This is a genomic window from uncultured Gordonia sp. (assembly GCF_937858515.1).
GTDB lineage: Bacteria > Actinomycetota > Actinomycetes > Mycobacteriales > Mycobacteriaceae > Gordonia.
The window spans coordinates 1-10,437 of sequence record NZ_CALLZT010000193.1; the positions used below are offsets into that span (position 1 = coordinate 1).

10 protein-coding genes are annotated in these 10,437 nt (G+C 66.0%); 3 read left to right on the forward strand and 7 right to left on the reverse strand.

Features of this window, described 5'->3' with window-relative positions:
* The first annotated feature begins 198 nt into the window (after positions 1–198).
* Positions 199–1,269 (forward strand): DNA adenine methylase, encoded by a 1,071-nt coding sequence (locus Q0627_RS18585; RefSeq protein WP_291013152.1) that lies wholly within the window; start codon positions 199–201, stop codon positions 1,267–1,269.
* 351 nt (positions 1,270–1,620) lie between these two features.
* Here Q0627_RS18585 and Q0627_RS18590 read toward each other — a convergent pair whose 3' ends face one another.
* The 3 genes from Q0627_RS18590 to Q0627_RS18600 form a co-directional block, all read right to left on the reverse strand.
* Complete coding sequence (locus Q0627_RS18590) at positions 1,621–2,613, reverse strand: aldo/keto reductase (RefSeq protein WP_298811871.1); 993 nt, start codon at positions 2,611–2,613, stop codon at positions 1,621–1,623.
* A gap of 130 nt (positions 2,614–2,743) precedes the next feature.
* On the reverse strand, positions 2,744–3,664 hold the full coding sequence (locus Q0627_RS18595; protein WP_298811872.1) for an alpha/beta fold hydrolase: 921 nt from the start codon (positions 3,662–3,664) through the stop codon (positions 2,744–2,746).
* 61 nt (positions 3,665–3,725) lie between these two features.
* Positions 3,726–4,835, reverse strand: a complete 1,110-nt coding sequence (locus tag Q0627_RS18600; protein WP_291013160.1) for an HtaA domain-containing protein — start codon at positions 4,833–4,835, stop codon at positions 3,726–3,728.
* Positions 4,836–4,929: 94 nt separating this feature from the next.
* Between Q0627_RS18600 and Q0627_RS18605 the strand changes: the two genes are divergently transcribed.
* Entirely contained in the window at positions 4,930–5,880 is a 951-nt protein-coding gene (locus tag Q0627_RS18605) for a calcium/sodium antiporter (protein ID WP_291013163.1), read from the forward strand.
* Here Q0627_RS18605 and Q0627_RS18610 read toward each other — a convergent pair.
* Complete coding sequence (locus Q0627_RS18610; protein ID WP_291013166.1) at positions 5,767–6,945, reverse strand: DNA primase small subunit domain-containing protein; 1,179 nt, start codon at positions 6,943–6,945, stop codon at positions 5,767–5,769. The two genes, Q0627_RS18605 and Q0627_RS18610, sit on opposite strands and share 114 nt — an antisense overlap.
* Position 6,946: 1 nt before the next feature.
* Positions 6,947–8,002 (reverse strand): ATP-dependent DNA ligase, encoded by a 1,056-nt coding sequence (locus Q0627_RS18615; RefSeq protein ID WP_291013168.1) that lies wholly within the window; start codon positions 8,000–8,002, stop codon positions 6,947–6,949.
* 116 nt (positions 8,003–8,118) lie between these two features.
* On the opposite strand from Q0627_RS18615, the gene gluQRS reads away from it, so the two are divergent.
* The gene (gene gluQRS, locus Q0627_RS18620) at positions 8,119–9,024 is read left to right on the forward strand and encodes a tRNA glutamyl-Q(34) synthetase GluQRS (protein ID WP_291013171.1); all 906 of its coding nucleotides are present in this window, start codon (positions 8,119–8,121) and stop codon (positions 9,022–9,024) included.
* A gap of 12 nt (positions 9,025–9,036) precedes the next feature.
* On the opposite strand, the gene Q0627_RS18625 is transcribed toward gluQRS, so the two are convergent.
* Positions 9,037–10,041: a CNNM domain-containing protein gene (locus tag Q0627_RS18625; protein WP_291013174.1), complete on the reverse strand. Its 1,005-nt coding sequence runs from the start codon at positions 10,039–10,041 to the stop codon at positions 9,037–9,039.
* Positions 10,034–10,437 (reverse strand): transporter associated domain-containing protein (locus tag Q0627_RS18630; protein WP_298811876.1); only part of this gene is annotated, 404 nt, incomplete at its 5' end. The genes Q0627_RS18625 and Q0627_RS18630, both read right to left, overlap by 8 nt.

Genomic DNA, 10,437 nt, shown 5'->3' on the forward strand with positions numbered 1-10,437 from the left:
CTGGAACGCGGGTTGGGTTAACAGCCCTCAGGGGTTCAAATCCCCTATCCTCCGCCACCGATCCGGCCGGTCCGGATCTAATCGGAACGTAGGTGTCACCAGCTGACACCTACGTTCCGATTCGTTTGGTGCACCGGCTGCTGTCGTAGCTCCCTCGTAAGCTGCGATGCACGACGCGGTTCGACGGAAGGTGTGCCAATGCCCGATCAGTCCGCCGAGGCTCTTCGGCGCGTCCGCGACTTCCCCCGACTGCGGTACATGGGGTCGAAATACAAGCTCGCACCGCACCTGGCCGAGGTCTTCGGCAACGTCGGCGGACGCAGCGCCGTCGACGCCTTCTGCGGCTCCGGCGTGGTGTCGTACCTGCTCAAGGCCCAGGGGTACCGGGTCACCAGCAACGACTTCCTCAACTTTCCGTCGGTCATCGCCCGCGCCACCGTCGAGAACTCGACGGTGGCCCTCGCCGACGACATCGTCGACACCATCTGCGACGCGCCGGCAGCCGACGACCGGGACTTCATCCAGTCCACCTTCGACGGGTTGTACTACACACCCGAAGCCCGTGAGTGGCTCGACTCGGCCTGGTCGCATATCGACCTGCTCACCGGGTACGAGCGCGACATCGCGATCTCGGCACTCGTCCTGTCGGCCGCCCGCAAACAGCCACGCGGCGTCTTCACATTCACCGATTCCACCAAGTACGCCGACGGCCGACGCGACCTGCGGCTGTCGTTCCCCGAGCACTTCCGCGAGGCCGTCGCGGCGTACAACGCGGTGGTCTTCGACAACGGCGTGTCGGGCCACAAGGCGCACCACGGCGACGTGTTCGACCTACGACCCGACAACAACGTCGACGCACCCCCGGACCTGGTCTATCTGGACCCTCCGTACGCCCCACCCACGGATGACGCCGACTACATCAAGCGCTACCACTTGCTCGAGGGGCTCAGCGCCTATTGGCGAGGCATGGAAATCATGGAGAACACCAAGACCAAAAAGCTGACCAAACGGTTCACCCCGTTCGCCTACAAACGAACCATCGAGGACGCACTGAGCCGCAGCTTCGAGCAATTCGAGGACGCCGGCACGATCGTCCTGTCCTACTCGTCCAACGCTCTGCCACCGGCCGACCGGATCGTCGACCTGCTCGGCAAGGTCAAGCCCCGCGTCGAAACTATCGCGGTAGACCACAAGTACAGCTTCGGCACCCACGCCGCCGCGACCCGTCAGAACGTGTCCGAGTACTTGTTCGTGGGGACAGATGAGTAACACGATCCCACTCGTCGATTACCGAGCGAACCTACGCAGCATCAGCGATTGGGTCGATCCGACCATCGTCACGCCGGGACGCTGACCTCGCCCGCATCCATGACCTCTGGGCGAAGGCCCGAATCGACGGAATGTACACCGTAGCCACACTGGATACGTTCCGCGAAGACTTACGAGATGCAGCGATCAGATCCCGGCTACTACATTGACCACGCGAAGCCTGTGGGTTCAATGCTCACGAAATTCGTTCGCAAGCAACCAATCCCGTGAGCGGGACAGAGCCGACGAAGACCCGCCCAAGGCGGGTCTTCGGAAGTGGCGCGTCCCTTGCGGTGAAGGTCTGTTTGGCGGCTACTCCCGCGCGGAGGAGACCAGCTGCGGCTGCGCGGAGCGGTGTCCGCGAACCTGGTCCGCCAGCGTGTCGAGGCGCTCGATCTGCTCGGTGGACAGTTCGACCTCGACCGCGGCCAGGTTCTCCGCGACCCGCTCGGGGAAACGCGAACCCGGGATCGACACGGCCGACACACCGAGCTGCCGTCCCTTGTTGTAGAACCAGGCCAGCGCGAGCTGTGCACCCGTCACACCGGCGTCGCTTGCGATCTGCAGGAACTCGTCGAGGATCGGCTGGTTGTAGGCGAGGTTGGTCGGGGTGTAGCGCGAAATCTTGAGCCGCACATCGCCGTCGACGAGGTCGTCGTAGTTCAGCAGGCCGGTCAGCCATTTGCGGCCGAGCGTCGAGTAGGACACGAAACCGACTCCGTGTTCTTTCGCCGACGGTACGACGAAACGCTCCACGTCGCGGGAGACGACGCTCCACTCCGACTGGATGGCCGCGATCGGGTGCACGCCTGCGGCCCTGCGGATCTCGTCGCCGGTGGCCTCTGACAGGCCGATATGCAGGACCTTGCCCTCCTCGATCAATTCCTTGAGGGCGCCGACCGTTTCCTCGATGGGGACGATCGGGTCGACACGATGCTGGTAGTAGAGGTCGATACGGTCGGTGCCCAGGCGCCCCAGGCTCAGTTCGACCTGCTCGCGGATGTACTCCCGGTCACCGCGCACGCCGCGCTGCCCGACGCCCCCTTGCTTGACGATCCCGAACTTCGTCGCGAGTTGCACCTCATCGCGACGAGTCTTGAGCAACTTGCCGATCGTCGTCTCGCTGCGGCCGTCGCCGTACCCGTTCGCGGTGTCGATGAACGTGACCCCGCTGTCCACGGCCTCGTTGAGCGTGCGCAGCGCGTCGTCGTCGGTCACCGCGCCGTACACGTCGGTGAGCGACATCCCACCGAATCCGAGTGCCGAAACCTTGAGCCCGTCGCCGAGCTCCACAATTGCCGCCATGTGCGTCCTTTCCCGCGTTCTCCGCTATGTAGACGCACCCTAACGATCAACGCGGGTTCCGCGGTCTCACGAAATCCGATCTACGCAGGTCAAAGCCTTAATCTCTGGTGAGTTCTAGGACACGCCCTAGCTACCCGGCCGCCTCGATCCGGTCGTGTACCTCCCAGGCGCCGATGGTGGCGCGGATCGCGGCGATCAGTGTCAGAGGGCGGTCGAGCATGGGGTGGTGGCCGCTGTCGGGGAGCTCGACCATCGGCACGCGGTGGTCGAGCAGTTGGTTGATGTCGGCGGCCATCGCGTCGGTGATGAGACCGTGTTCGCAGCGTACGTAGGCGGTGCGGACGTTCATCTCCGGCAGCCGGTCACGGAGTTTGAAACCGCCGTGCTGGTGCGGGGTGAAGATCCCGCGGTCGAACTTCCACACCCAGTTGCCGTCCACCTCGTGCACCGATTGTTCGGCGATGTTGCGGCCCACGTACGGCAGCACGACGTGCTGTGCGGGTTGTGGCCGGAAGCGGGCGACGATCTCCTCCAGAGTCGATTTGCGGGGGCCGTGATGTTTGTTTGCCGACCGGGCGCGTTCCTGCATGGGCCTGATCTCGGGCGGTTCGTCGTTGAGCGGCGAGTCGATGATCATGATCCCGGCGAGTTCGTCGCCGAAGTCGACGGCGATCTGTGAGGTGACCCAGCCACCCATGCTGTGCCCGACGACGAACGGCTTACCGTCGATGCCGCCGGCGCGGGCCGCGGACATCGCCTCCTTCGCCCAGACCGGCGTCCAGTACATGTCGCGGCGGCCGCTGTCGCCGTGCCCGCTCATGTCGAGCGCCACGATCCGGTGGGTGCCCGCACCGAACGGTGCGACGTGATCCCACCACGACGAGTTGGCTCCGCCGCCGTGCACCAGCAGGATGCCGGGCATACCCACCTCGCCCCAGGCACGGTAGTGGATCTCGCAGCCGTCGACCGTCGTCGAGCCGTGTTCGGGTTTATGCGCAAGCGCCCTGGTGAACCATGCGGGTGCGTCGACAGGATCTGAGGTGGCGGACAACGCGAACTCCTTTCGGCGGTGACGTATCCATAACACCACCCGCCCGCGCTCACCGGTTCGTTTAGCTCAGGTTCAGGTCCAGTGGCGACGCCGCGCCCATGCTGAGCAGCGCCAGCACCTCGGGCCGGATACCGGGACGGAAGGTGACCTTGGCGCCGCGCACCGACTTGCCGTCGCCGATTCCGGAGAGATCGACGTCGGCGAGGGCGACCCGACGCAGAGCGTCGGTGCCGTTCATGTTGGTCGTCGACGTGCGCATGCTGAGTACGCCTTTGCCGCCGCGGACGGTGATGATCGGGTCGGCCAGCGCGATTTCGAGTAGGTGGAACTTCGTGAAGGCGACGATGGTGCCCTTGAAGCGCAGCGTTCCGGTGCCGCCCAGGACCTCGCCGCCGGTGCGGGTGAAGGTGAGCCGGTCCTGGTCGTCGACGCCCGCGCCGTCGGTGCCGTACACGGTGCCCTGTGAGCGTTCGGTGACGGTGGCATAGAAGTTGGGCGAGTAGGCCCAGGCCAGGTCGGCGGGTGCGGGTTTCGGGGTGTTGGGGCCGGGCTGTGTCGAATAGCTGACCGGCACCGACAGTTCCTGCGCCGCGTTGACGGCTCCGGCTGCGGCGTAGGTGTAGACGCCCCAGCGAGCTCCGGCCGGGATCTCCTTGGGCGTGGACGCCTTGAGCTTGGCGGTGAACGATCCGTCGGCTGCCAGCGGTACCCACTGCTGACGGATGGTGCGGCGCATGTCGAACGGCGCTGACGGCACCCTGGCGAGTGCGTCCCGCGACATCGCCCATTGCACGCCGAGTCTGCTGGTGGCGCGTGCCGATTCCGGGGCGTCCTGCGACGGCCGCCACTTGGGTGCGAAGGCACCGAACGCGATGAACGTGCCGTTCGGGACACCCGGCGGCACCGGGAGCGGGAATCCGCCGGTGTTGGCGTTCGGGTCGAAACCGCGGCCCTTGACCACCAGGATGTCGCCGGCATGGACGCGGGTACTCCCGACGGGGGTGACGCCGTCGGCGAGGTACACCTCGATGTGCGGCCGGAACGTCGGCGCGGCACCGGCCTCCGGCGCCCGCACTCCCGCTGCCACGACGAGAGCCAGGCTCAACCCGGCCATCACCACCAATGTGCCGATTCTGCCGCCGACCCTCGACCTACGGATTCCTGTCGCCATGAGGGCACCCTAATACTCGGCCGACGGCGCGGAATACCCCCATTGGTCCCGGCAACCGACTGCGACGATCCACTCGGCACCCTAGGGTCGGGGGATGCAACAGTACGCACTTATCGCCGCGGGTCTGCTGGCGCTGGTGGTGGGTGCCGAGGCACTGGTCCGGGGCGGTGCGAGTATCGCCACCCGGCTCGGCGTGTCCCCGCTGCTGGTGGGCCTGACGGTCGTGTCGATCGGCACCAGCCTGCCCGAACTCGCCGTCGGAATCGACGCCGCCGTCAACGACGCGGGTGCGATGGCGATCGGCAATATCGCGGGCACCAACATCGTGAACATCCTGCTCATCCTCGGTTTGTCGGCGGCGATCGTCCCACTGGCGCTGCAGCGGCGCACCCTGCGCATCGACCTGCCGTGCATGGTGTTCAGCGCAGTACTGCTCCTCGTACTGTGTGCGGGAGGAACGCTGTCGCGGTTCGACGGCGCGCTGCTGCTGGTTTTCGCGATCGCCTACACGGGGCTGGCGATTCGTGCCGACCTCACGTCCAAATCCTCACCGGCCGAGCATCCGACAGCAGACGCACCGGACGAACCCAGCCCGTGGTGGACCGCCGCCGCCCAACTCTGTGGCGGTATCGCCCTCGTGGTCATCGGCGCCGACTGGCTGGTCGACGGTGCCGTACACGTGGCCGACGACCTCGGTGTCAGCAAGGCCGTCATCGGCCTGACCGTGTTGGCGATCGGGACATCGGCACCCGAACTGGTCACCACCCTGGTGTCGACGGTGCGCGGCAATCGTGACCTGGCCATCGGCAATCTCATCGGGTCGAGCGTCTACAACATCACGTTCGTCCTCGGCACCACGGCGCTGGTGCGCCCAATGGCTGTGGACGACAGCCTGATCCGCATCGACATCCCGCTCATGGCGGCAGTCACCCTACTGTGCGTTCCCGTGTTCATCTCGGGCCGAAAGATCTCCCGGTTCGAGGGTGCCGCGTTCGTCGCCGCGTACGCGGTGTATCTCACGCTCCTGCTGGTGTTCCGGACCTGACTGACCATCGATCCTGTTGCCGTGTTCATCCCAGTGTGCGGCAACCTTTCTGCTCGGCTGCACCCGCGGCGGCTCACCCGGCATCTTCGGGTAGCTCGGCGGATACGGCATGTCGCCCAAGCCATTTGAGTCGTCGCGGGCCACCATCTCCAGCAGCGGTTCGATGCCGGTGCGCCGGTCATCGATGTCGGCCCACGGATCTTCCCGGCGTGCAACCAGATCCGGGACACTAGCCATCGTGAACACCGCCGGGTCGACGTCTGCGAGTTCGGACCAGGTCACCGGCATCGACACCCGGCCGTCGGGACTGCGGCGCACCGAATACGGGGCGCACATCGAGCGATCGCGGGCATTCTGGTTGAAGTCGATGAAGATCCGGCTGCCGCGTTCTTCCTTCCACCACGACGTGGTGACGGTGTCGGGATCGCGGCGTTCGAGTTCGCGGGCCAGTGCGATGACGGCGCGCCGTCCGGCGATGAAGTCCCACCGCGGCTCGATGGGAACGTACACGTGAATGCCCCGGCTGCCTGAGGTTTTCACATATCCGAACAGGCCCAGTTCGTCGAGCAGCGGATGGACGAGTTCGAGGGCGACGCGCCGCACATCGTCGAAATCGGTTCCCGGCGACGGGTCGAGGTCGATGCGCAGTTGATCAGGATGATCGTTGTCGGGGTGCCGGGTGGGCCAGGTATGGAAGACGACGGTGCCGTAGTTGGCTGCCCACACGATGTCGGCGGGCACCGTGGGTCGCAACGCATCTCCCTTGCGGCCCGACGGGAACGTGATGGGCGTGGACAGTACATGTTCGGGTCGTCTACGCGCGATGCGCTTCTGGTAGATCTGATCACCCTGCACCCCGTCGGGATACCGTTCGATGAATGTCGGCCGGTCGCCGACGGCCGCCAGCATCGGTCCGGCCAGCGCGAGGGTGCGGTAGTAGCCGACGAGATCTCTTTTGCGGCCGCCGTTTTCACCGAGTTCGGGAAAGTAGATCTTGTCGGGGTTCGACAGCCGCACGGCGATACCGTCGACGTCGAGTTCCTCGGCGGGCGACCGCGAAGCCATGTCAGTTCCCTTCCAGCACGTCGTGCAGGTCGTAGGTGAGCGGAACCTCCAGCTGCCCGTAGCCGCAGCTCGCCGGATCACGGTCGGGACGCCACCGCAGGAATTTCACGGTGTGCCGGAATCGATGATTCTCCATCTGGTCGTAGGCGAATTCGGCAACCAGCTCCGGCCGCACCGGAATCCACGCACCGTCCTTACCCGACCGCCAGCGGGTCTGCTCACCCATCGCGGGGGTATCGGGATCGAGTCGCATCGGTTCCAGAAGTTGTTGCAGTTCAATCCGTTTCGCATCGGAGAATGCACTGGATCCGCCCACCATGTGCAGGTCGCCGCCGTCGGTGTGCAGTCCGAGCAGCATCGAGCCGATTCCGTTGCCGCTCTTATGAATCCGGTAGCCGATGATCACGCAGTCCGCGGCACGTTTGTGTTTGATCTTGATCATCTCGCGTTTGTTCTGCACATACGGACCGGCCAGGCGTTTACCCACCACGCCGTCGAGACCGGCACCCTCGAACGCCGAGAACCATTCCCGGGCCATCTCCGGATCGGTGGTCACCCGACTCACCTGGAACGTCCGGTCCCGGCCGCCCGCGGAGTCCACCGCGCCGAGCAGGGTACGCCTGCGCACCTCGAACGGTTCGTCGAGCACGCTCACCTCGCCCAGTGCGAGGGCATCGAATCCGATGAACACCGCAGGCGTCTTCTCGGCCAGCATGCTGATGCGGGATTCGGCGGGATGAATGCGCTGCGACAGCGAATCCCAGTCAAGACGGTAGGTGTCGCCGATGAGTGCGGGCACCCCGAGTTCACCATCGAGGACCACTTTGTCGGGGAGTTCGGCCTTGGCCGCCGCCACGATCTCCGGGAAGTACCGGGCCAGGTCCTTCCCACCCCGGGACCCGATCGCCACCGTGTCGCCGTCCCTGAAGAGCAGCGCCCGGAATCCGTCCCACTTCGGCTCGAACGACCAGATGGGCTCGTCGTCGGGCTGATCGGGTACCGCGGCGACCGCCTTGGCAAGCATCGGCGCGACGGGCGGCATGACCGGAAGCTGCATCTTCCCATCCTGCCACGCAGAAACTCCGACATAGCCCTTCGCGGGGGCATATCGCCCCAGCCCGGCCAACTGCCATATCGCCAGGAATTGATCGAAGCCGGTAGCCTCAAGTCCCGATGACCACCGCCGGCCGCTTCGCCCCCTCCCCGTCCGGGACACTGCATGTCGGGAACCTGCGGACGGCGCTGCTGGCCTGGCTGTTCGCGCGCACCACCGGACGGACGTTCCGAATCCGGATGGAGAACCTGGACCGCACCGCCCTCGGCGCCGACACCCGGCAGCTCGCCGATCTCGCGGCCCTCGGCATCGACTGGGACGAGCCGGTGATCTACCAGACCGACCGACTGGACATGTACCGCTCGGTGATCGCCGAACTCACCGACGCGGGCGAGACCTTCGAATGTTTCTGCACCCGCCGCGAGATCCTGGAGGCACCGTCGGCGCCGCACGCCCCCGAAGGCGCCTACCCCGGAACATGCCGCGAACTGACCACCGCCCAGCGGGCGGAGAAGATCGCCGCCGGACGCCCGCCGGCCATCCGATTACGTTCGGCCATAACCGAGTTCACCGTCATCGACACCCAGCTCGGCGAATACACCGGCATGGTCGACGATTTCGTCATCTGCCGGGGCGACGGTACGCCCGCCTACAACCTCGCCGTCGTGGTCGACGACGCCGCGCAGGGCGTCGATCAGGTGGTGCGCGGCGACGATCTGCTCTCGTCCGCACCCCGGCAGGCGTATCTGGCGACACGGCTCGGCTATCGCCCGCCAGGCTATTCGCATGTGCCGATGGTGCTGAACGACAAGGGAATCCGGCTCAGCAAACGCGACGGTGCGATCACCCTCGAAGATCTTGCCGCCGAAGGGGTCACCACGACGACGGTCCTGTCCCGCCTCGCCGAATCCCTGGGCCTCGCCGATCACGACGAGATCGTCGACACCGCAACACTCGCCGCCCGATTCGACTCCGCGTCACTACCCCGCGATCCCTGGATCATCACCCCGGACGTCTGGGCCTGAGCCACCCCTCGATCAGTCGGTGGTGGCCAGGAGGCGTTGCAGGACGTCGTTGATGGAGAGCATCCCGATGCTGACGTCACCGTCGGTGACGGTGGCGACGTGACTTCGGGTGTCGCGCATCTTCTGCAGCGCCTCGTATACGGGCGATGCGGCGTCGAGGGCCAGCACGGGCCGCATGATGTCGGCGGCACGCACCTGGTCGTCGACGGATACGGCGTCACGCACATGCACAACACCGTCGACGAGGCCGTTGGCGCGTACGAGAATCCGGCGGAAACCGGTCTGACGGCTCATGTCCCGGATCTCGGCGGCGGTCGCGTCGGGGCGGACGCTGGTGAGGGCCGCGCCGGGCGGCAGCACGTCGCGCACCGTCAGCTTGGACAGTTCCAGCGCACTGGCCAGGTGGGTGTGGTAGCGCTCGTCGAGCGTGCCGACGTCGGCCGAGTGTTCCACCAGATGGGCGAGTGCTTCCGAATCCTGCCCGGCACCAACCTGATCGACGGCCTCCACACCCAGCTTGCGCAGTATCCCGTTGGCGAGCCGATTGAGTGCTTCGAGCAGCGGACGGGTCAGCCACATGAATCCGCGCATCGGTAGCGCGAGGAGGATCGCCGACTTCTCGGGGTGCGCGATGGCCCACGATTTGGGCGCCATCTCCCCCACCACCAGGTGCACGAACGTCACGATCAGCAGCGCGAGGATGAAGCCGAGCACGTCGGCCAGCCAGTGCGGAGCACCCCAGTGGTCCAGGACCGGCGTGATCCAGTGGTGCACAGCAGGTTTGGTGATCGCACCGAGCGCGAGCGTGCACACGGTGATACCCAGCTGCGAACCGGCCAGCAACACAGGAAGTTCCGACGCGCTACGCAGAGCAGCCGCGGCGCTGCGACTACCGGCCGCGGCGTCCTCCAGCCGGTGCCTGCGGGCGCCGATCAGCGCGAACTCGACGGCCACGAAGAAAGCACTGAGCGTCACCAGCCCGATCGTGACCAGCACAACGATCAACGGATTACTCATCGCAGCCCTCCTGCCGTGCGACGGCGTCGACCGTCACGAACACCAGCGACGGCACCCGCTTGTCGATCTCCCGGACCAATGCCCGCACTTCGAGCGGTGTGACTTCCTCACCGGTCGCCAGGTCGGCCGGGTCCGGATCGAGCGGAATGACCACTGAGTCGCCGACCGCGGGCAGTCCCTCGAAGGTGGTGATGACGAGCCCGGCGATCGTCTCGTAGTCGCCCTCGGGCAGTTCGTATCCGATGATCCGCGACACCTCGTCGAGGTGGGCGTCGCCCTGGATCAGCCAGCCGCCGTCGGTCTTCTCCACGTCCTCGGGGGTGACCGGGTCGTGTTCGTCATCGATCTCGCCGACGATCTCCTCGGCGATGTCCTCGATGGTGATGATGCCGGCGA

What these genes read in the sequence shown, in the direction of transcription:
- Q0627_RS18585 (WP_291013152.1), top strand. Translation starts at nt 199, where the DNA reads ATGCCCGATCAGTCCGCCGAGGCTCTTCGGCGCGTCCGCGACTTCCCC.
- Q0627_RS18590 (WP_298811871.1), bottom strand. Translation starts at nt 2,613, where the DNA reads ATGGCGGCAATTGTGGAGCTCGGCGACGGGCTCAAGGTTTCGGCACTC.
- Q0627_RS18600 (WP_291013160.1), bottom strand. Translation starts at nt 4,835, where the DNA reads ATGGCGACAGGAATCCGTAGGTCGAGGGTCGGCGGCAGAATCGGCACA.
- Q0627_RS18605 (WP_291013163.1), top strand. Translation starts at nt 4,930, where the DNA reads ATGCAACAGTACGCACTTATCGCCGCGGGTCTGCTGGCGCTGGTGGTG.
- Q0627_RS18610 (WP_291013166.1), bottom strand. Translation starts at nt 6,945, where the DNA reads ATGGCTTCGCGGTCGCCCGCCGAGGAACTCGACGTCGACGGTATCGCC.
- Q0627_RS18615 (WP_291013168.1), bottom strand. Translation starts at nt 8,002, where the DNA reads ATGCAGCTTCCGGTCATGCCGCCCGTCGCGCCGATGCTTGCCAAGGCG.
- gluQRS (WP_291013171.1), top strand. Translation starts at nt 8,119, where the DNA reads ATGACCACCGCCGGCCGCTTCGCCCCCTCCCCGTCCGGGACACTGCAT.
- Q0627_RS18625 (WP_291013174.1), bottom strand. Translation starts at nt 10,041, where the DNA reads ATGAGTAATCCGTTGATCGTTGTGCTGGTCACGATCGGGCTGGTGACG.